17 protein-coding genes are annotated in these 21,117 nt (G+C 72.5%); 2 read left to right on the top strand and 15 right to left on the bottom strand.

From position 1 onward, the window contains the following. Nucleotides 1-8: 8 nt before the first annotated feature. On the top strand, nucleotides 9-533 hold the full coding sequence (locus M3677_RS03225) for a hypothetical protein (protein WP_251159773.1): 525 nt from the start codon (nucleotides 9-11) through the stop codon (nucleotides 531-533). 84 nt (nucleotides 534-617) lie between these two features. Here M3677_RS03225 and M3677_RS03220 read toward each other — a convergent pair whose 3' ends face one another. From M3677_RS03220 to M3677_RS03210, 3 genes are read right to left on the bottom strand one after another with little or no spacing between them, the layout of a single operon-like run. Continuing rightward, nucleotides 618-1,826, bottom strand: coding sequence for a GAF domain-containing protein (locus M3677_RS03220; RefSeq protein ID WP_251159772.1), 1,209 nt, complete (start codon nucleotides 1,824-1,826; stop codon nucleotides 618-620). 54 nt (nucleotides 1,827-1,880) lie between these two features. Continuing rightward, the gene (locus M3677_RS03215; RefSeq protein ID WP_251155023.1) at nucleotides 1,881-2,294 is read right to left on the bottom strand and encodes a DUF779 domain-containing protein; all 414 of its coding nucleotides are present in this window, start codon (nucleotides 2,292-2,294) and stop codon (nucleotides 1,881-1,883) included. Then, nucleotides 2,294-3,835: an aldehyde dehydrogenase family protein gene (locus M3677_RS03210; RefSeq protein ID WP_066654488.1), complete on the bottom strand. Its 1,542-nt coding sequence runs from the start codon at nucleotides 3,833-3,835 to the stop codon at nucleotides 2,294-2,296. Before M3677_RS03210 ends, M3677_RS03215 begins: the two co-directional genes overlap by 1 nt. A gap of 223 nt (nucleotides 3,836-4,058) precedes the next feature. Here M3677_RS03210 and M3677_RS03205 point away from each other — a divergent pair, with 223 nt between their 5' ends. Next, entirely contained in the window at nucleotides 4,059-4,631 is a 573-nt protein-coding gene (locus M3677_RS03205) for an HdeD family acid-resistance protein (RefSeq protein ID WP_158407755.1), read from the top strand. Between the two features lie 88 nt (nucleotides 4,632-4,719). Here M3677_RS03205 and M3677_RS03200 read toward each other — a convergent pair whose 3' ends face one another. The 12 genes from M3677_RS03200 to hisI all read right to left on the bottom strand — a co-directional run bounded on the left by M3677_RS03200 (nucleotide 4,720) and on the right by hisI (nucleotide 21,104). Beyond that, nucleotides 4,720-5,796, bottom strand: a complete 1,077-nt coding sequence (locus tag M3677_RS03200; protein ID WP_251155024.1) for a VIT1/CCC1 transporter family protein — start codon at nucleotides 5,794-5,796, stop codon at nucleotides 4,720-4,722. A gap of 330 nt (nucleotides 5,797-6,126) precedes the next feature. Next, nucleotides 6,127-7,572: a pyruvate kinase gene (pyk, locus tag M3677_RS03195; RefSeq protein WP_066654495.1), complete on the bottom strand. Its 1,446-nt coding sequence runs from the start codon at nucleotides 7,570-7,572 to the stop codon at nucleotides 6,127-6,129. A gap of 139 nt (nucleotides 7,573-7,711) precedes the next feature. Further along, nucleotides 7,712-9,169 (bottom strand): glutamate synthase subunit beta, encoded by a 1,458-nt coding sequence (locus M3677_RS03190; protein ID WP_066654496.1) that lies wholly within the window; start codon nucleotides 9,167-9,169, stop codon nucleotides 7,712-7,714. Between the two features lie 95 nt (nucleotides 9,170-9,264). Next, a complete protein-coding gene (gene gltB / locus M3677_RS03185; RefSeq protein WP_285844427.1) occupies nucleotides 9,265-13,872 on the bottom strand; it encodes a glutamate synthase large subunit in 4,608 nt (1,535 codons plus the stop codon). A 215-nt stretch (nucleotides 13,873-14,087) separates the two neighbouring features. Continuing rightward, a complete protein-coding gene (gene lgt / locus M3677_RS03180; protein ID WP_251159771.1) occupies nucleotides 14,088-15,083 on the bottom strand; it encodes a prolipoprotein diacylglyceryl transferase in 996 nt (331 codons plus the stop codon). Between the two features lie 202 nt (nucleotides 15,084-15,285). Continuing rightward, nucleotides 15,286-16,050, bottom strand: a complete 765-nt coding sequence (gene trpA / locus M3677_RS03175; protein WP_251159795.1) for a tryptophan synthase subunit alpha — start codon at nucleotides 16,048-16,050, stop codon at nucleotides 15,286-15,288. Between the two features lie 35 nt (nucleotides 16,051-16,085). Beyond that, on the bottom strand, nucleotides 16,086-17,300 hold the full coding sequence (trpB, locus tag M3677_RS03170) for a tryptophan synthase subunit beta (RefSeq protein ID WP_066654498.1): 1,215 nt from the start codon (nucleotides 17,298-17,300) through the stop codon (nucleotides 16,086-16,088). A 62-nt stretch (nucleotides 17,301-17,362) separates the two neighbouring features. Then, complete coding sequence (gene trpC / locus M3677_RS03165; RefSeq protein WP_251159794.1) at nucleotides 17,363-18,163, bottom strand: indole-3-glycerol phosphate synthase TrpC; 801 nt, start codon at nucleotides 18,161-18,163, stop codon at nucleotides 17,363-17,365. Nucleotides 18,164-18,176: 13 nt separating this feature from the next. After that, a complete protein-coding gene (locus M3677_RS03160; RefSeq protein ID WP_066654504.1) occupies nucleotides 18,177-18,416 on the bottom strand; it encodes a DUF6704 family protein in 240 nt (79 codons plus the stop codon). Further along, nucleotides 18,413-19,117, bottom strand: coding sequence for a Trp biosynthesis-associated membrane protein (locus M3677_RS03155; RefSeq protein ID WP_251159770.1), 705 nt, complete (start codon nucleotides 19,115-19,117; stop codon nucleotides 18,413-18,415). The genes M3677_RS03160 and M3677_RS03155 overlap by 4 nt, the downstream gene beginning before the upstream one ends. Further along, complete coding sequence (locus M3677_RS03150) at nucleotides 19,114-20,658, bottom strand: anthranilate synthase component I (protein WP_251155025.1); 1,545 nt, start codon at nucleotides 20,656-20,658, stop codon at nucleotides 19,114-19,116. Before M3677_RS03150 ends, M3677_RS03155 begins: the two co-directional genes overlap by 4 nt. Then, nucleotides 20,655-21,104 carry a phosphoribosyl-AMP cyclohydrolase gene (hisI, locus tag M3677_RS03145; RefSeq protein ID WP_251159769.1) on the bottom strand — a complete coding sequence of 150 codons (450 nt, stop codon included), beginning with the start codon at nucleotides 21,102-21,104 and terminating at the stop codon, nucleotides 20,655-20,657. The genes M3677_RS03150 and hisI overlap by 4 nt, the downstream gene beginning before the upstream one ends. Between the last annotated feature and the right edge of the window lie 13 nt (nucleotides 21,105-21,117).

The raw sequence follows: 21,117 nt of genomic DNA, 5'->3' as shown, positions 1-21,117 counted from the left end.
GGCACACCATGCAGGACGAACGACACGACCAGCCCGTCACCGCGCCCGACCGCCGTCGGCGCACCCTGCGTCGCGTGGGGATCGGTTCCGCGGCCGCCGCGGCGCTGCTCCTCGGCGGGCTCGGCGTCACCGCTGCCGTCGCGGACGGCTCCGGCGCACCGAGTGCCACGAGCGCACCGACGGGAGCGCCGAGCGGCGCACCGAGTGGTGCACCCTCCGGTGCTCCCACTCCGGGCACGAAGGGTGCCCCCGGTCCCGGCGCGAAGGGCGCGGAGGGCGCCGCTCCGGCTCCGGGCTGCGTGGCAGCTCCGCCCGCGGCCAGCGACGCCCCGAAGCCGAAGGACGGCGCCGTCCCCGCCCCGCCGGAGGGCGCGGACGCCCCGAAGCCGCCCACGGGCTCCGACGCGCCGAAGCCGGAGGAGAGCGACGCACCCACGCCGCCGAAGGGCACGGACGCCCCGGAGCCGCCGCAGCCGGACCGGGACGGCGGCACGGACGGCTCTGCCACCCCGGCACCGACCTCCGGGTCCTGAGCGGGACGACCCGGTGCGGGAGGCGCGCGTCGTCGGCCGGACGGTCGACGCGTGGCGCGCCTCCCGGCCGGGCCGGGTCGCCCGTCACGATCCGTCGAGCGCCTCGATCGCCGCCACCAGGGCCGACCGACGCGGCGACCGCGGCGGCAGGACCGCGAGCAGCGCGCGCAGCACCTGCGCGTCGGCGGCGCCGTCCGCCGTCCGCGCCCACGCCTGGAGCGCCTCGACGCCGCCGTCGGCGACGAGCGCCTCACGGAACCGCGTCCTGACCCGGTCGCGCAGGTCGTCGACGCCCGGCGAGACGGAACCGGGCAGGACCGGGCCGACGTACCGGTCGACGGCCTGGAGGCGCGCCCCGCGGTCGAGCGCGGACAGGACGGAGTCGACGTCCGTCCGCAGCCCCTGGAGTCGGTACGGTCGCGAGGTCACCGTCGCACCGGGGGCGTGCGCCGCGAGCACGCGACGCAGGCGCACCACCTCGGCACGGAGCGTGGTGACGGCACCGCGGTCGCCGTACACGGCGACCGCCAGGTCCGCCGCCGCGAGGCCGCCGGGCGTCGATGCGAGCACCGCGAGGATCTCCGAGTGCCGTTCCGACAGCCGGACCGTGCGCCCGTCGGAGGTCAGTGTCGCGGTGTCCGAGCCGAGGAGGGCCAGTCCGACGGCCGGACACGGCGCACCGCGGCCGCGTCCACGGGGCACGTCCCCGGTCGGTCCGGGGGTGCGGAGGCCCTGCACCGCCCGCAGTGCCAGTTCCGCCTCGGCCACCGCGGCCGTGGCGACGAGGAGCGGCAGGGTGTGGCGTTCGACCGCGCGCGCGTCGCCGGTGATGTCGAGCGCCCCGACGACGGCGCCGGTCGGGTCGTGGAGCGGCACCGCCGTGCACGAGAAGGCCTTGACGGCGGTCGCCCAGTGCTCGTCCGCGTGGATCTGCACCGCCCGGTCGAGCCGCAGGGCCGTACCGGGCGCGCTCGTGCCCGCGCGCTCCTCCGCCCAGTCCGCACCCGGCAGGAAGCCCATGTCCTCGGCTGCGCTGCGGGCGGGACGCGCGCCGTCGACCCAGACGAGACGCCCGGCGGCGTCGGTGACGGCGACGACGCACCCCGCGGACCGCACGTCGTCGAGCAGCAGCCGCCGCACCACGGGCAGTGCCGTCCCGAGCGGCCCGTGGCGGCGGAGCGCGTCGAGCTCGTCGGGCCCCAGCGCCAGCGACGGCCGGTCGTCCGGGTCGACCCGGGCACAACGACGCCAGGACGCGGCGACGAGCGGACGGAGCCCCGCGGGTGCGCGCATCGGGCCTCCTCGTGACGAGACGTCCGCCGCGTCGTCGCGGTCGACGGGGTCAGCCTACGTCCGGTGGTCCGCGGGGACCAGACCGAGGTCGTCGAGCTCGTCGTCGGTGAGCATGCGCGACCGCGTGAGGAACCGCTTGCCCTCCGGCACCTCGAGCGAGAAGCCCGCGCCCCGACCGTCGACCACGTCGATCGTCAGGTGCGTGTACTTCCAGTACTCGAACTGCGCGCGTGACATCCAGACCTCGACGGGGCCGGCACCGTCGACGTCGAGCGCGCCGAGGAGCACGTCGGCCGGCCCCGTCCGGAACATCCCGACCGGGTAGCACATCGGGCTCGACCCGTCGCAGCAGCCGCCGGACTGGTGGAACATGAGCGGCCCGTGCCGGGCGGCGAGGGAGCGCAGGAGCTCCCCCGCCGCCGGCGTCACCGCGACGCGCGCCGCGGCCGGGCGGTCCGGGTCGGGCATCAGAAGAAGCCCATCGGACCGTCGGCGTACGACACGAGCAGGTTCTTCGTCTGCTGGTAGTGCTCGAGCATCATCTTGTGGTTCTCGCGCCCGATGCCGGACTGCTTGTACCCGCCGAAGGCCGCTCCGGCCGGGTACTGGTGGTAGGTGTTCGACCACACGCGACCGGCCTGGATGTCACGCCCGGCGCGGTAGAGCGTCGTCGCCTCGCGGCTCCAGACCCCGGCACCCAGCCCGTAGAGGGAGTCGTTGGCGATCCGGATGGCGTCGTCGTAGCCGTCGAAGCTGGTGAGCGCGAGCACGGGGCCGAAGATCTCCTCCTGGAAGATGCGCATGGCGTTGTCGCCCTCGAAGACGGTGGGCTGCACGTAGTAGCCGCCGGACAGGTCACCGCCGAGGTCCGCCCGCTCGCCGCCCGTCAGCAGCTTCGCCCCCTCCTGCTTCCCGATGTCGATGTAGCTCAGGATCTTCTCGAGCTGGTCGTTCGACGCCTGCGCACCGATCATCGTCGCCGGGTCCAGCGGGTGTCCCTGCTTGACCGCGCGCACCCGGTCGAGCCCGTCCGCGACGAACCCGTCGTAGATCTCGCGCGCCACCAACGCCCGGGACGGGCACGTGCAGACCTCGCCCTGGTTGAGGTTGAAGAACGCGAACCCCTCGAGGGCCTTGTCGTAGAAGGAGTCCCGCTCCTGCGCGACGTCGGCGAAGAACACGTTGGGGCTCTTCCCGCCGAGCTCGAGCGTCACCGGGATCAGGTTCTGCGAGGCGTACTGCATGATGAGCCGGCCGGTGGTGGTCTCCCCCGTGAAGGCGACCTTGCGGATGTCCGGGTGCTGGGCGAGCGGCGCGCCGACCTCGATGCCGAACCCGTTCACGACGTTGAGGACCCCGGCGGGCACGAGGTCGCGGATCAGTTCCACCAGCACGTGGATCGATGCCGGCGTCTGCTCCGCGGGCTTGAGCACGACGCAGTTGCCGGCGGCGAGGGCGGGCGCGAGCTTCCACACCGCCATGAGGATCGGGAAGTTCCACGGGATGATCTGCCCGACGACGCCGAGCGGTTCGTGGAAGTGGTAGGCGACGGTGTCGTGGTCGATCTCCCCCGTCGAGCCCTCCTGCGCGCGGATCGCCCCGGCGAAGTAGCGGAAGTGGTCGACGGCGAGCGGGATGTCCGCGCCGAGGGTCTCGCGGATCGGCTTGCCGTTCTCCCAGGTCTCGGCGACCGCGAGCTCCTCGAGGTGCGCCTCCATCCGGTCGGCGATCCGGTTGAGGATGCCGGCGCGCTCGGCGACGCTCGTGCGCGACCAGGCGGGGAAGGCCCTCCAGGCGGCCTCCACCGCCCGGTCGACGTCGGTCGAGTCCCCCCGGGCGACCTCGGTGAAGACCCTGCCCGTCACCGGCGTGGGGTTCTCGAAGTACCGGCCGCCGGCGGGCGGGACGTACTCGCCGCCGATGAAGTGGTCGTACCGGGAACGGTAGGAGACGAGCGCCCCGTCCTCGCCGGGTGCGGCGTAGGTCGATGGCGATGCTGCGATGGTCATGGTGGACACCTTTCGACGACGCTGTCGGTGGCGCTGGTCCAGCACCTGCGGCGACGGTACGACGCCGGGGGTTGCAAGCGATTGCGCCGGGTGGCGACCCCGGGCGCCGGCGACCGCCCCGGGCGCCCGTGACCTCCCCAGAGCGCCCGCGGCCTCCCCCGGACACCGGCGACCGCCCCCGGGTACCGTCGGTGTCCTCGCGGACCGAGCGGAAGGGGCACCCGTGGACTCTCGCGCCGTGCGGTCCTTCCGTGCGTTCGTCGTCGCCACGGCCGTCGTCGCGATCGTGCTCGGCATCGTGGCCGTCGTCTGGCCCGCGCCGTCGATCGTGCTCGTCGCCCTCGTCTTCGGCGTCTACCTCGTGGTCGCCGGCACGATGCGCGTGGTCGCCGCGGTCCGCGGGCACGGGACGTCCGCGGTGTGGCGGTGGACGGCGGGTGCCGTCGGCGGGCTCGTCGGGGTGGCGGGACTCGTCGCGCTCCTCGCTCCCGCCGTCCCGCTCCTCGTCTACGCGGTGCTGGCCGGGGTGGGGTTCCTCGTGGAGGGCGTCGCCGCGCTCGTCGGTGCCGTCGTGGGCCACCCCGGTTCCTCGCGATCGCCGACCGTGGTGAGCGGCCTGCTGTCGTGCATCGGCGGCGTGGTCGTGCTCGTCGCGCCGGCGCTCGCGCTGTCGGTCTTCACGGTGTTCTCCGGCATCGCGCTGATCGGCGTCGGCGCGGCCGCGCTCCTCCTGCTGCCGCCGCGCGCTGCGGTCCGCCGTGAGGCGGTCGGCACCGGTCGCACCGACCGGCGGTGAGGGTCGCCAGCCCCGACGACCGGTGACCGCCGACCGGGTGCAGACTCCGCGCTGCCGGTCCCGAACAGCAGGCCTGGCCGGGAGACGGCTACGCGCTGCCCGTCCCGAACAGCAGGCCGAGGCCGTACGTCACGACGGCGGCGCCGAAGCCGATCGCGAGCTGGCGCAGCGCCCGCCGCAGCGGCGACGCGCCGCTGAGCACGCCGACGACCGCGCCGGTGCCGAGGAGCGCGATGCCGACCAGCACGGCCGCGAGCACGATCGCCGGCCAGCCCTCGAGCCCGAACAGGTACGGCAGCACGGGGATGATCGCGCCCGAGGCGAAGAAGCAGAAGCTCGACACCGCCGCACTCGTGCCGCTCCCCACCGCCTCGTGGTCGTCGGTCGCGGCGGCTGCCGTGACCGTTCGACCGCCGAGGACCTCGGCCGCGTGCTCCTGCGCCGCGGCCTCGTCCATGCCCCGGGCCCGGTAGACCAACGCGAGCTCGTTCGCGTCGACGTCGAGGTCGGCCACCGCGCGCCCGGCCTCGGGGTGGGGTGCGGAGGCGTCGAGCAGCTCGCGTTGGGACCGCACCGAGACGTACTCCCCCGCCCCCATGGACAGCGCGCCGGCGAGCAGCCCGGCGATGCCGCTGAGCAGCACGAAGTGCCGATCGGCGCCCGAGGCACTGATGCCGATGATCAGCGCGAGGTTCGAGACGAGTCCGTCGTTGGCGCCGAACACCGCTGCGCGGAAGGTGCCGGACAACCGCATGCGCCCGCGGTTCGCGAGGCCGCGGACGACCTCGCCGTGGATCCGCTCGTCGGCCGCCATGCGCGCGGTCGCGTCGTCGTCGTCGGCGTAGGGCGAACGGTCCTCGGCGCGCTGCATGAGCGCCAGGACGAACACGGAACCGAACCGCTTCGCGAGCGCGGCGAGGACCCGGGTGCGGAGGCTGCCGCGGAGCGGCCGCCCGACGTCGTCACCGAGCAGGTCGAGCCAGTGCTGCTCGTGCCGACCCTCGGCGTCGGCGAGTGCGGCCAGGATCTCGCGTTCCTCACCGGTCCTGCGGGTCGACAGGTTCCGGTAGACCGCGGCCTCCGCCCGCTCGTCCGCCAGGTAGCGGCGCCAGCGGCGGACGTCCGCTGCGGTGGGTGCGGTGGGGCGGTCGTCCTGGAGGCTCACAGCACCGATCCTGCCCGCTCGGCCCGACGCGCGGTCGCGCCGCACCGCGGGTGGCCGGTTCCTGCGTGTCGAGACCGCCGCCGCCGTCCCGACGAGACGCCGCCGTCCCCACGAGACGCCGCCGTCCCGACGAGACGCCGCCGGATCCGACGGCGTCTCGCTCGCTCCGGTCCGTCTCGCGGCGACGCCGGCGTGTCGGCACGCCGGTGACTCGACGCGACGCAGGGGCGGACCAACGCGACAGGGCGCGGACCGGAGGCCGTGCGCGGTGTCGCGCCGTGCCTCCCGTCCGCGCCCTGTCGGCGTGGTGACCGGGTGCGGTGACCGGGGTCAGTCCCGCACGTAGGCGGGAGCCGCCTCGGCGTGCGCGTCGCCGACGCGGTGCACGCGCAGGTCGTTCGTCGACCCCTCGAGTCCGGGGGGCGAACCGGCCGTCACGATGACCCGGTCGCCGGGGGCGGCGAGGCCGTTCGCGAGCAGCACGTCGTCGACCTGCGAGAACAGCTCGTCGGTGTGCGTCTTGCGCTCCACGAGGAACGAGCGGACACCCCAGGTGAGCGCCATGCGGCGACGCGTGGCCTCGTTCGGGGTGAAGGCGATGATGGGCAGTCCGTGGCGCAGTCGGGACATGCGGCGGGCCGAGTCGCCGGACTCGGTGAAGACGCAGAGGTACGACGCCTCGGTGAACTCGGCGATCTCGACCGCGGCGAGCGTGATCGCGCCACCGAGCGTGCGCGGCTTCGTGCCGAGCGGCGCGATGCGCTCGAGGCCGTGGTCCTCGGTCGACTCGACGATGCGGGCCATGGTGCGGACCGTCTGCACCGGGTACTCGCCGACGCTGGTCTCGCCCGAGAGCATGACGGCGTCCGCGCCGTCGAGGACGGCGTTCGCGACGTCGGAGGTCTCGGCGCGGGTCGGGATCGGCGACGAGATCATCGACTCGAGCATCTGCGTCGCGACGATGACCGGCTTCGCCATGCGGCGGGACAGCTCGACGGCGCGCTTCTGCACGATCGGGACGGCCTCGAGCGGGAGCTCCACGCCGAGGTCACCACGGGCGACCATGATGCTGTCGAAGGCGTCGATGATCTCCTCGAGGGCGTCGACGGCCTGCGGCTTCTCGACCTTGGCGATGATCGGGAGGCGCTTGCCCTCCTCGTCCATGATCTCGTGGGCGCGGACGACGTCCGAGGCGTTGCGGACGAACGACAGCGCGATGAGGTCGGCGCCCTGACGGATCGCCCAGCGGAGGTCCGCCTCGTCCTTCTCGCTCAGCGCGGGGACGTTGACGGCGACGCCGGGCAGGTTGATGCCCTTGTTGTTCGAGACCGTACCGGCGACGACGACCTCGGTGCGGACACGCACGCCGTCGGTGTCGAGCACGCGCAGGCGCACACGGCCGTCGTCGATGAGCAGCGGGTCACCGGGCTTGACGTCCTGCGGCAGGCCCTTGAACGTCGTGCCGCAGATCTCCTTCGAGCCGGGGACGTCCTCGGTCGTGATCGTGAAGACGTCACCGACCGCGAGCTCGTGCGGACCGTCGGCGAACTTCGCCAGACGGATCTTCGGACCCTGCAGGTCGACGAGGATCGCGACCGGCTTGCCGAGGTCCTCCGCGGCGCGACGGACGTTCTCGTAGTTGGCCTCGTGGACGCTGTAGTCACCGTGGCTGAGGTTGAGGCGGGCGACGTCGACGCCCGCTTCGATGATCTCCTTGACGGTCTCGTAGTCCGACGTAGCCGGACCGAGCGTCGAAACGATCTTTGCGCGTCTCAATGGATTCCTTCGTGTGGTGGGTGGTGCCGGTTTCCGCGCTGTGGGGCCGCGCGGAACGAGAGCAGGCCACCAGCACCCTATCGAGTGCCGGTGGCCTGCTGCTCATCGGTGGACCGGTGTTCCGGGGGCGTTCACGGCGTCAGACCGTGAGCGCGCGGTCGGTGGCCTTGACGGGCGCCGGCAGGATCGTCGAGCCCTCGAGGTACTCGTCGACCTTGGACGCAGCCGCGCGTCCCTCGGCGATGGCCCAGACGATGAGCGACTGGCCACGGCCGGCGTCGCCCGCCACGAACACGCCCGGCTCGTTCGTCGAGTAGTCGGCCTGGCGCGCGACCGCGCCCGACACCGTGGCGGGGAGCCCGAGCTGCGGCTCGATCGTGTCGGTCTCCGGACCGGTGAAGCCCATCGCGATGAGCACCAGGTCGGCGGGGATCTCGCGCTCGGTGCCCGCCTTCGGCACGCGCCGGCCGTCGAGGTACTCGGTCTCCGCCACCCGGAGCGCGCGGACCTCGCCGGCGGCGTTGCCGAGGAACTCGACGGTCGACGCCAGGAAGTGCCGCTCGCCGCCCTCCTCGTGGGCGCTCGTGACCTCGAACACCGTCGGGAACATCGGCCACGGCTGCTCGGACGGACGTTCGAGCGGCGGCTGCTTGCCGATCGCCAGGTTCGTCACGCTCAGGGCGCCCTGACGGTGGGCCGTACCGATGCAGTCGGCGCCGGTGTCGCCACCGCCGATGACGACGACGTGCTTGCCCTCGGCGGTGAGCTGGTTGTCGACGGTGGTCCCCGCGTTCGCCTTGTTCTGCTGGACGAGGTAGTCCATCGCGTAGTGGACGCCCTCGAGGTCGCGCCCCGGGATCGGCAGGTCGCGCGGCACCGTGGCGCCCGTCGCGACGACGACCGCGTCGTAGCGGGACTTCAGGTCGTCCCAGGTGATGTCGACGCCGATCTCCACACCGGCGCGGAAGCGGGTGCCCTCGGCCTGCATCTGGGCGAGGCGCGCGTCGATCTGGCGCTTCTCCATCTTGAAGTCCGGGATGCCGTAGCGCAGCAGGCCGCCGATGCGGTCGTCGCGCTCGTACACGGCGACCGTGTGCCCGGCGCGCGTGAGCTGCTGTGCGGCAGCGAGACCGGCGGGGCCGGACCCGACCACCGCGACGGTCTTGCCGGTCAGGCGCTCCGGCGGGTGCGGGGTGACCCAGCCGTTCTTGTACGCCTCGTCGATGATCGAGACCTCGACCTGCTTGATCGTGACCGGCGGCTGGTTGATGCCGAGCACGCAGGACGCCTCGCACGGGGCCGGGCAGAGCTTCCCGGTGAACTCCGGGAAGTTGTTGGTCGCGTGCAGACGCTCGATGGCCTGTCGACCCTCACCGCGCCAGGTCAGGTCGTTCCACTCCGGGATGAGGTTCCCGAGCGGGCAGCCCTGGTGGCAGAAGGGGACGCCGCAGTCCATGCAGCGACCGGCCTGTCGCTTCAGGGCACCGGACTCCTGCTGCTCGTATACCTCCTTCCAGTCCATGAGGCGCACGGGCACGGGACGGCGGGGCGGGAGCTCGCGCTCCTGCACCTTGAGGAAGCCCTTCGGGTCAGCCATGGTTCGCCTCCTGCTCGGTCTGGGTCTGGACGGGGGTGTGGGTCTGCGTGTCCGCATCGGTCGGGATGCGCGTCCGCACGGCGGCCCGGGTCGTGTCAGCCACCGGTGACCTCCAGGATGCGGTTCCAGACGACGGTGCCGTCGGGGTCGAGGCCCTCGTCGACCGCCTGCTGGCGGGTCGCGAGCACGGCGGCGTAGTCCCGCGGGAGCACCTTGACGAAGTCGCCGAGGTCGCCGGAGTCGAGCAGGTCGCCGGCCACGGTCGACCCGGTCTCGGCGAGGTGCTGCCGGAGCAGGTCGGTGACGATCTCGACGTCGGCGCTGTCCAGTTCCTCGAGCCGCAGCTCACCGGTCGCCAGCGCGTCGGCGTTCACGTGTTCCCGACGGAGGCCGCGCACGTACGCGGTGCCGCCGGACATACCGGCGCCGAGGTTGCGTCCGGTCTCGCCCAGGATCAGTGCGAGCCCGCCGGTCATGTACTCGAGTGCGTGGTCGCCGACGCCCTCGACGACCGCGGTCGCGCCGGAGTTGCGGACGAGGAAGCGCTCGCCCACGATGCCGCGGATGAACATGCTGCCCTGGGTCGCGCCGTAGCCGATGACGTTGCCGGCGATGACGTTCTCCGACGGTTCGAACGCCGACTCGGTGTCCGGACGGACGACGATGGCGCCGCCGGACAGGCCCTTGCCGACGTAGTCGTTGCTGTCCCCGACCAGGCGGAGCGTGATGCCGGCGGGCAGGAACGCACCGAGGGACTGCCCGGCCGAGCCGCGCAGCGTGATGTCGATCGACCCGGCGGGCAGGCCGTGCTCGCCGTGCCGCAGCGTGACCTCGTGGCCGAGCATGGTGCCGACCGCGCGCTCCGTGTTGCGGATCGGCAGGTCGAGCGCAACGGAACCACCGTGCTCCAGCACGTCCGCCGTCTGCTGGACGAGCTGCACGTCGAAGTGCTCGTCGAGCTCGTGGTCCTGCTCACGCAGGTGGCGTCGGGGCTCGTCGCGGCCGAACTCCGGTCCGTGCAGCACCGGCGCGAGGTCGAGACCGGAGGCCTTCCAGTGCTCGACGGCACGGTCGGTGTCGAGCGCGTCGACCTGCCCGATCGCCTCGTCCAGCGTGCGGAAGCCGAGCTCGGCGAGGAGCTCCCGGACCTCCTGCGCGATGAACTCGAAGAAGTTGACGACGAACTCCGGCTTGCCCGTGAAGCGCTTCCGGAGCTCCGGGTTCTGCGTCGCGACGCCGACCGGGCACGTGTCCAGGTGGCAGACGCGCATGAGGATGCAGCCCTCGACGACGAGCGGAGCCGTCGCGAAGCCGTACTCCTCGGCGCCGAGCAGCGCCGCCACGACGACGTCACGGCCGGTCTTCATCTGCCCGTCCACCTGCACGACCACCCGGTCGCGCATGCCGTTCAGCATCAGGGTCTGCTGGGTCTCGGCGAGACCGATCTCCCACGGGGTGCCCGCGTGCTTCAGCGAGTTGAGCGGGGACGCGCCGGTGCCACCGTCGTGGCCCGACACGAGCACGACGTCGGCCAGCGCCTTCGTCACGCCCGCTGCGACCGCGCCGATGCCGGACTGGCTCACGAGCTTCACGTGGACGCGCGCGGCCGGGTTCGCCCGCTTGACGTCGAAGATCAGCTGCTTGAGGTCCTCGATCGAGTAGATGTCGTGGTGCGGCGGCGGCGAGATGAGTCCGACGCCGGCGGTGGCGTGCCGCGTGCGGGCGACCCACGGGTACACCTTCGTCGGCGGCAGCTGCCCGCCCTCGCCCGGCTTCGCGCCCTGCGCCATCTTCAGCTGGATGTCGGTCGCGTGCGTCAGGTACATGCTCGTGACGCCGAACCGACCGGAGGCGACCTGCTTGATCGCACTGCGACGCTCGGGGTCGAGCAGACGCTCGACGTCCTCGCCGCCCTCGCCCGTGTTCGAGCGCGCACCGAGGCGGTTCATCGCGATCGCGAGGGTCTCGTGGGCCTCTTGTGAGATCGACCCGTAGGACATCGCGCCGGTGTTGAACCGCTGCACGATCGACTCGATCGGCTCGACCTCGTCCAACGCGATCGGCTTCCGGACGCCGTGACGGAACCGGAACAGACCGCGGAGCGTCATGAGCTCCTCGGACTGGTCGTCGACCGCCTGCGAGTACTCGCGGAAGATGTCGTACCGACGGGCACGGGTGGCGTGCTGGAGCCGGAACACCGTGTCCGGGTTGAACAGGTGCGGCGGACCCTCACGGCGCCACTGGTACTCGCCGCCGGTCTGCAGCCGCTCGTGCGACAGCACGGCGCCGTCCTGCGGGTACGCCTGGGCGTGCCGCTCGGCGTTCTCCTTGGCGATGACCTCGATCCCGACGCCACCGAGGATGGACGACGTCCCGGTGAAGTACCGGTCGACGAACTCCTGGCTGAGCCCGACCGCCTCGAACGCCTGGGCGCCGGCGTAGCTGGACACCGTCGAGATGCCCATCTTCGACATGATCTTGAGCACGCCCTTGCCGAGCGCCTTGATGACGTTCCGGACGGCCTGCTCCGGGGTGATCCCGGTGATCATCCCCGAGCGCACGAGGTTCTCGCAGGTCTCCATGGCCAGGTACGGGTTGATCGCCGAGGCGCCGTAGCCGATCAGGGTCGCGACGTGGTGGACCTCGCGCACGTCGCCGGCCTCGACGATGAGTCCGACCTTCATGCGCTGCTCGGTGCGGATGAGGTGGTGGTGCACCGCAGCGAGCAGCAGCAGGCTCGGCACGGGTGCCTGCTCGGCGTTGCCGTCACGGTCGGACAGCACGATGAACTGCTTGCCCGACTCGATCGCCTGGTCGACCTCGTCGCAGACCGCGGCGATGCGCTTCTGCATCGCCTTCTTGCCCGCGTCGACGCGGTACAGGCCCTTGATCGTCACCGTCAGGTGCCGACCGGACTCCGTCTCGAAGTGCTGGATCTTCGCGAGCTCGTCGTTGTCGATCACCGGGAAGTCGAGCACGATCTGCTTCGCGTGCTCGGGGCCGGCGCTCAGCAGGTTGCGCTCCGGCCCGAGGCCCATGCCCATCGAGGTGATGACCTGCTCGCGGATCGAGTCCAGCGGCGGGTTCGTCACCTGCGCGAACTGCTGCGTGAAGTAGTCGAACAGCAGGCGCGGGCGCTCGGAGAGCACGGCGATCGGCGTGTCCGAGCCCATCGCGCCGAGGGGCTCCGCACCCGTCTGCGCCATCGGGCGGAGGAGGATGCGGACCTCTTCCTCCGTGTAGCCGAACGCGCGCTGTCGCCGGGTGACCGACGCCGGGGTGTGCACGATGTGCTCGCGCTCCGGCAGGTCGCTCAGGTTGATGCGCCCCTCGTCGAGCCACTGCGCCCACGGCCCCGCGGTCGCCAGCTCGCGCTTGACCTCGTCGTCCTCGATGATCCGCCCGGCCTCGGTGTCCACGACGAACATCCGACCCGGACGCAGGCGGCCCTTGCGGACGACCTTGCCCGGCGGCACGTCGATGACGCCCGTCTCCGAGCCCATCACGATGAGGCCGTCGTCGGTCACCAGGAATCGCCCGGGACGCAGGCCGTTGCGGTCGAGCGTCGCGCCGACGACCGCGCCGTCGGTGAACGTGATGGCCGCCGGGCCGTCCCACGGCTCCATGAGCATCGAGTGGTACTCGTAGAACGCCCGCAGGTCGGGGTCCATCCCGACCTGGTTCTCCCAGGCCTCCGGCACCATCATCGACACCGCGTGCGGCAGGCTGCGGCCGGTCAGCGTGAGCAGCTCGAGGGTCTCGTCGAACGACGCCGAGTCGCTCGCGCCCGGGCTGACGATCGGCAGCAGCGGTGCGAGGTCGCCGAGCAGCTCGCTCTCGAGCTGCGACTGGCGCGCCCGCATCCAGTTCCGGTTGCCGCGGACGGTGTTGATCTCGCCGTTGTGGGCGAGCGTCCGGAACGGTTGCGCCAGCGGCCACGACGGGAAGGTGTTCGTCGAGTAGCGCGAGTGCACGATCGCGAGCTTCGAGGCGAAGCGCTCGTCGCTGAGGTCCGGGTAGAACGGCTCGAGCTGGAGCGTCGTGACCATGCCCTTGTAGACCATGGTGCGGCTGGACAGCGACATGAAGTAGACCTCGACGCCGTGCTCCGCGCGCTTGCGCAGTCGGAAGGCCTGCCGGTCGAGGGCGATGCCGCTCCAGGCGGCGCCGTGCACGTCGTGACGGGTGGAGGCGACGAACAGCTGCTCGAACGCCGGCATCGCGGCGCGCGCGAGCGTCCCGAGGACCTCCGGCCGAACCGGGACCGCACGCCACCCGAGGACCTTCAGGCCCTCCTCGCGGGCCAGGCGCTCGACCGCACCCTTCACCGCGTGGCGCTCGTCCTCGTCGACGGGCAGGTAGGCCGTCCCGACGGCGTACTCCCCCGCGGCGGGCAGGTCGAACGGCACCTCGTCGCGCAGGAACGCGTCCGGCACCTGGCACAGGATGCCCGCGCCGTCACCGGTGCCCGCGTCGGAACCGACGGCACCGCGGTGCTCGAGGTTCCGGAGTGCACCCAGCGCGGCGTCGACGATGTCGTGCCCCGCGGTACCGCGGAGCGTCGCGACCATCGCGAGGCCGCAGGCGTCCTTCTCGTTCGCCGGGTCGTACGCACCGGTCGCCTCGGGCACGGCCGAGAATCGTCGGTGCGCCGGCTGCAGGGAGCGCGTCGAACGGGGGGCAGGGTCTGGCTGGAGCGCCATGGGGAACCGTCCTCACGAGGGAGTGGAACAGGGACGTCGGTGGCCCGGTGGTGCGTTCCGCCCGAGCGGGCGGACCTGGTGCCCGTGCGCGTCGCCGTGGAGGGTGCGCAGACGACGCGCGAGGTGGCGGGGCCGCTCGTGGCGACCCGACCGTTCGGATGGTGCCCCGCGGCCGGCGGGTGCCGTCCGAGGAGCCGGTGCTGCCGGTCGCGGAGTTACCGCGCGCGGCCTGCTGCTGGGACCGGATCGGCGTCGTCGGCGACAGCCGGAGCGTCGTCGGCGTGTTCCGACCAGGTGTCGTCCGAGTCTACATCGGAGGACCGACGCGGCTCGCGACCCGGCAGGTACGGGCTGGGCTCGTTGCCGGTGTGCCGACGGGTCTGTACGAGGAAGATCACGATGCCGAGCAGGATCGCGGCGAAGGACATCCAGACGTTCGTGCGGATCCCGGCGAAGGTCTCGCTCGTGTCGACGCGGATGGACTCGAGGACCGAGCGACCGGTGCCGTACCAGATCAGGTAGAGCGCCATGACCTTGCCCCACTGCAGCCGGAACCGCTTGTCGAGCAGCAGGATCACGACGACGCCCACGACGTTCCAGATGATCTCGTAGAGGAAGGTCGGGTGGAACAGGGTGCCCTCGGGCAGCCCCTTCGGGAACGCCGCGTTCGACGACTCGATCTCGAGCCCCCACGGCAGGCTCGTCGGCATGCCGAAGAGCTCGTGGTTGAAGTAGTTGCCGAGGCGACCGAACGCCTGGGCGAGCAGGACGCCGGGAGCGATCGCGTCGATCAGGGTCGAGAAGCGCAGGCCCACCTGACGGCACCCGATGTACGCACCGACCGACCCGAGGATGAGCGCGCCGAAGATGGCCAGCCCGCCCTCCCAGATGTAGAGGAACGAGAGCGGGTCACGCCCCGGCCCGAAGTAGTCGCTGACGTGGCTGAACACATGGAACAACCGACCGCCGATGATGCCGGCGGGCACCGCCCAGATCGCGATGTCGATGATGATCCAGCGCTCGACCCCGCGGGCGTTGAGCCGCCGGTTCGCGAGCACGACGGCCGCGACGATGCCCAGCAGGATGCAGATCGCGTACGCGTGGATGCGGAAGTCGAGCGGCAGCGACCACCCGAAGACGTCGCGCAGCCAGGCGGTCAGGTCGAAGTACTGCCACGCGGTGCTCGGGCTCGGGATGCTCAGGAGGGGCATGGAGGTGCTGTCGCCTTTCGGTGCTGGACGGCCGCGGTGCCGCTGGAGGGTCGGCCCCGCTCACTGTAGCGCGGGAACCGCGCCGACCAGGAACGGGGTGGGTCGACCTGTGGGAACTGGGAGCACGGTGCACGGGAGGCGCGGGGCCGGTGCGCCGGTCGACCCACCGACACCGCGCCTCCCGTCCGGACCGGTGCTCGCCTCAGCTGCGCGCGGCGCCGCTGGTCAGGTCGGCCGCGCGGTCCGCGACCCCCTGCACGCCGAGGTCGGCGAGGGCGCGCACGAAGGCGGACCCGACGATCGCCCCGTCGGCGTACTCGAGGACCTCGCGCACCTGGTCTGCCGTCGAGATGCCGAGGCCGACGCACGTGCGCTCCACACCGGCCTCGCGCAGTCGCGACACGACGGTGCGGGCGGCGGTGTCGACGCCGACGCGGGCGCCGGTGACGCCCATCGTCGACACGGCGTAGACGAAGCCGCGGCTGGAGCGGACCGCCTGCTCCATGCGGGTGTCCGTCGAGGACGGCGCCGCGAGGAAGACCCGGTCGAGCCCGGTGCGCTCGGAGGCGTCGATCCAGGCGCGACCCTCGTCCGGGATGAGGTCCGGGGTGATGAGCCCGGACGCCCCGGCCGCGACGAGGTCGTCGGCGAACCGGTCGACCCCGTACCGGAGCACCGGGTTCCAGTAGGTCATGACGAGCACGGGCACGTCGACACGGCTCGTGATCTGGTCGACGGCGTCGAAGACCTGCGCGACACGGAAGCCGTTCGCCAGGCTCTCCTCCGCAGCGCGCTGGATCACCGGACCGTCCATCACCGGGTCGGAGTACGGCAGGCCGAGCTCGATGACGTCGACGCCGTTCTCGGCGAGGGCGACCGCCGCGTCCACGCTCGTCTGCAGGTCGGGGAAGCCGGCGGGCAGGTACCCGACGACGGCTCCGGCGCGCTCGGCGTTGGCGGTGTCGATCGTCGTCGCGACCGAGGTGGAGGGACCGGGGTTCGTCACAGCTGCACCGCGTTCTCGTCGAGGATGCCGAAGTAGCGACTGGCGGACGCGACGTCCTTGTCACCACGTCCGGACAGGGACACCAGCACGACGCCGTCGGGGCCGAGCTCCTTGCCCAGCTTGATCGCCCCTGCGAGCGCGTGCGCCGACTCGATGGCCGGCAGGATGCCCTCGGTCCGGCCGAGCAGGCGGAAGGCCTCCATCGCCTCGGCGTCGGTGATCGGCGAGTACTGCGCGCGGCCGATCGAGGCCAGGTAGGCGTGCTCGGGACCGACGCTCGGGTAGTCGAGGCCCGCCGAGATGCTGTGGCTCTCGATGGTCTGGCCGTCCTCGTCCTGCATGAGGTACGACATCGTGCCCTGGAGGACACCGGTGCGCCCGAGCGAGATGCTCGCGGCGTGCCGCCCCGTCTCGATGCCGTCGCCGCCGGCCTCGAAGCCGTGCAACCGGACCGACTCGTCGTCGAGGAAGGCCTCGAAGATGCCCATCGCGTTCGAGCCGCCGCCGACGCACGCGGCGACGGCGTCCGGCAGGCGACCGATGCGGTCGAGGACCTGCTGTCGGGCCTCTTCGCCGATCACCTTGTGGAACTCGCGGACCATCTCCGGGAACGGGTGCGGCCCCGCGACGGTGCCGAGCAGGTAGTGCGTCGAGTCGACGTTCGCCACCCAGTCGCGCAGCGCGTCGTTGATGGCGTCCTTCAGCGTGCGCGACCCCGTCTCGACCGGGATCACCTCGGCACCGAGCAGCCGCATCCGCGCCACGTTCAGTGCCTGGCGCTCGGTGTCGACGGCGCCCATGTACACGACGCAGTCCATCCCGAAGAGCGCAGCGGCGGTGGCCGTCGCGACACCGTGCTGCCCGGCTCCCGTCTCGGCGATGAGCCGGGTCTTGCCGAGCCGCTTCGCGACGAGGGCCTGACCGAGCACGTTGTTGATCTTGTGCGAACCGGTGTGGTTGAGGTCCTCGCGCTTGAGGATGATCCGGGCACCACCGGCGTGCTTCGCGAACCGCGGCGCCTCGGTGATGATCGACGGGCGGCCGGTGTACTCGCGCTGGAGCGTGTCGAGCTCCTCGCGGAACGCCGGGTCCGCCCAGGCCGCGCGGAAGGCGGTCTCGAGCTCGTCGAGCGCGAGCACGAGCGACTCGGGGACGAAGCGTCCGCCGAAGTCGCCGAAGTACGGGCCCTGCAGGTCACGGAGTGAGGTCACGGTGGGTCTCCCGGGGTGTTCGGACGCCCCGGTGTGCGGGGCGACCGGTGGGACGGTGTCGGTCAGGCGCGCGGGCGGCCGGAGCCGTCCGCCGCGGCGATGAACGACGCGAGGGTGGTGGCGGGGTCCGCGCCCGTGACGAGCGCCTCCCCCACCAGGACGACGTCGGCACCCGCTGCGCGGTAGTGGGCGACGTCGGCGGGCCCGGCGACGGCCGACTCGGCGACGCGCACGACCCCGTCGGGGATGCGATCGGCGAGGGAGCCGAAGAGGTCGCGGTCCAGCGAGAAGTCGGTGAGGTCGCGGGCGTTGACGCCGAGGATCCGCGCGCCGGCGTCGAGGCCACGGGAGACCTCGTCACCGGAGTGGGCCTCGACGAGCACGCGCATGCCGAGCTGCTCGGCGAGCTCGTGCAGCTCCACGAGCTGTCGCTGCTCCAGCGCTGCAACGATCAGCAGCACCAGGTCGGCACCGGCCGCACGGGCCTCGAGCACCTGGTACGGGTCGGCGATGAAGTCCTTGCGGAGCACCGGCAGCGACACGCGCGCCTTCACCGCCTCGAGGTCGGCGAGGCTGCCGAGGAACTTCCGCCCCTCGGTGAGCACGCTGATCGTCGACGCTCCGCCACGCTCGTAGTCGGCGGCGAGGGCGGCCGGGTCCTCGATGGGCGCCATGGAGCCGCGCGACGGGCTCGCGCGCTTGACCTCGGCGAGGATCTTCACGCGGTCGCCGGGCGACAGGAAGTCGAGGGCGTCGAGCGGCGACGCCACCCGGTCCAGGTCGCGCTCGACGTCCGAGAGCGGACGGTCGACACGACGGGCGGCGGCGTCCTCGAGCGCGCCCGCGACGAGGGTCTCGAGCACGTTCGGCACGGGACTACTCCGCGTGGTGCTTGGCGACGTACTTCGGACCGTTGACGCCGTAGCCGGCCTTCGCCATCACGGCGCCGACGACGAGCCCGATCACCACGACGACGGCGGACGCCCAGACGCCCCACGCCAGGTCGAACCAGAAGAACAGCGTGCCTGCCGCGAAGCCGATCAGCATGATCACGACGGCGGTCCAGGCGGCGGGCGAGTGGCCTTCGCCGAGTTCTGCGGGCTCAGTGTTGCTCACGGTGCTCCTCGTTCTGCTCCGGCGCCGTCGTCCGATCGGCGCCGATCCGATCCTACCGTGTCGGTCGTGGGCGGTTCCCCCACCGAACCGTCCCCGGCGGTCGGGTCGTCACCGGCGCTGAGGTCGTCCCAGTCGGTGATCGCGTCGCGCTGGGTCGGCGCGGCCGCACGGGCGTCGGCGGCGGCCCCGGCGGTCGCCGCGGCGTACTTCCGGGTCGGCCCGGGCCACTGCCGCTGCACCACGAACACGACGATCCCGAGCACCACGGCGAGCACGCCACCCGCGATGCCGACGGCGGGCCACGCGGTGACGTCGACCCGGTCGACGACCTGGCGCACCGCGCCGGTGTCGCTGACGCCCGCGACCTCGCCCACCGCGCCCTTCGACGCCGCGACGGGGTCCGCCAGGGCGCCGATGCCGGTCGCCACGACGGCGATGCCGAGCAGCACCTCGACGGCCGCGAGCACGACGCGCAGCACACGGCCGGCGATCGTCAGCGCGAGGAACAGCGCCAGGCTCGCGATCGCGAGCGCCGTGTACTGCGGGACGACCGCGGCACCGTCCGCCACCACGCGCGGCACCACCGCGGTACCGGCGTGCAGGTGCACCGTGAACCACGTCTGGGTCCACGACAGCATCACGATACCGGCGACCGCGAGGCCGGCGACGACGACGAGCGGGCGGGAGCGCCGGGCCGTCACGCGCGCACCTCGCGCATCCGGTTCGCGGTCGCGACCGCGCGCAGCGGGGCGGCCGCCTTGTTCACGGCCTCCTCGTGCTCGGTGCGCGGGTCGGAGTCGGCGACCAGGCCGGCACCGGCCTGCACGCGTGCGACCCCGTCCTTGATGAGCGCCGTACGGATGGCGATCGCCAGGTCGGCGTCACCGGCGAAGTCGAAGTAGCCGACCACGCCCGCGTACGCCCCGCGCTTCGCCGGTTCCAGCTCGTCGATGATCTCGAGCGCACGCGGCTTCGGTGCCCCCGACAGGGTGCCGGCCGGGAAGGTCGCGCGGAAGACGTCGATCGCCGAGGCTCCCGGTCGGACCGATCCCTCGACGCTCGACACCAGGTGCATGATGTGGCTGAAGCGCTCGACGGTCATGAACTCGGTCACCGCGACGGTCCCCGGCTCGCACACCTTCTGCAGGTCGTTCCGGGCGAGGTCGACCAGCATGAGGTGCTCGGCGCGCTCCTTCGGGTCGGCGAGCAGCTCGTCACCCAGGCGGACGTCCTCGACCGGGCTCGCGCCGCGTGGGCGCGAGCCGGCGATCGGGTGGGTGATCGCCCGCCCGTCCTGCACCTTGACCAGGGCCTCGGGCGAGGCGCCGACGATCCAGAAGCGCTCGTCGGCGCTGTCCGCCAGCGCAAGGAAGTACATGTACGGGCTCGGGTTCAGTGTCCGGAGCACCCGGTAGACGTCGAGCGGGTCGGCGGTGACGTCGTGGTCGAACCGCTGCGAGACGACGACCTGGAAGACGTCACCGTCGCGGATGAAGTCCTTGGACCGCTCGACCGCGGCCATGTAGTCCTCCGGCGACGTCCGGTGGCGCGGGGTCGGCTCGGCGATCTCGAACGCCTCGGCGACCGTCGCCGCGCTCGGCTGCACCAGGTCCGCCTGCATCCGGTCGAGCCGGGACTGCGCGTCGGACCACATCGTGTCCGGGTCGTCGGTGCCGTCGTTGAGGACGCTCGCGACGAGGAGCACGAGGCCGGTGCGGTGGTCGAGCGCCGCGAGCTCGGACACGAAGGCGAGGGCCTGCCCGGGCACCTCGAAGTCGGCCGCGGGCACGTTCGGCAGGTGCTCGAGCTGCCGCACGGCCTCCCACCCGATGAACCCGACCGTGCCGCCGACCAGGGGCGGGGTGCCGGGAACGCGGGGCGTCGCCCACCGGTCGTGCAGGCGGGCGAGGACGTCGAGGGGGGCGCCGTCGAGCGAGCCGACGGCCCGCGACGCCGGGATGCCGGTGTCGATCCAGGACGCCCGGTCGCCGTCCTGGGTCAGGACGCCGAAGCTCCGGACGCCGACGAAGGACCAGCGCGACCACAGGCCGCCCTGGCCGGCGGACTCGAGCAGGAACGAACCGGGGCGACCGTCCGCCAGCTTGCGGTACACACCGACCGGCGTCTCGCTGTCGGCGTAGAGCGCGCGGACGACGGGGACGACGCGGTGGCCGTCGAGCAGGTCGTCGAAGGCCTGCCGGGAGGTCGTGCGCGGCTCCTCCGCGCGGCTCGCGCCGGTCATCGGATCGCCTCCGCGGTCGTGGTCGCCGACGTCGGGCCAGTCGCGTCCGTCCCGGCCTGCGCCGGCGCGGCCTGCAGCGGCGCGGTCGCGGTCACGGGCTCGAGCGGGTCGACCTCGAAGCAGCTGTGCGCACCGGTGTGGCAGGCGGCCCCGACCTGCTGCACGGTGACGAGCAGCGTGTCGTCGTCGCAGTCGAGTGCGGCAGCCCGGACGTACTGCGCGTGCCCGGACGTGTCGCCCTTGCGCCAGTACTCCTGTCGGGAGCGCGACCAGAAGGTCACGCGGCCCTCGGTCAGGGTGCGGCGGAGGGCTTCGCGGTCCATCCAGCCGAGCATGAGGACGTCCTTCGAGGACTCCTCCTGCACGACTGCGGGGAGCAGGCCGTCCGCACCGAACCGTGCGCGGTCGAGGACCGCTTCCGTGCTGGTGCTGGTGCTGTCGGTCATGAGACTCCTAGCC

The sequence above is a fragment of the Curtobacterium sp. P97 genome (assembly GCF_023712445.1).
In the GTDB taxonomy this organism is placed as follows: domain Bacteria; phylum Actinomycetota; class Actinomycetes; order Actinomycetales; family Microbacteriaceae; genus Curtobacterium.
The sequence above is the reverse complement of the archived record's forward strand: the minus strand, read 5'-3'. Positions and strand labels throughout refer to the sequence as shown.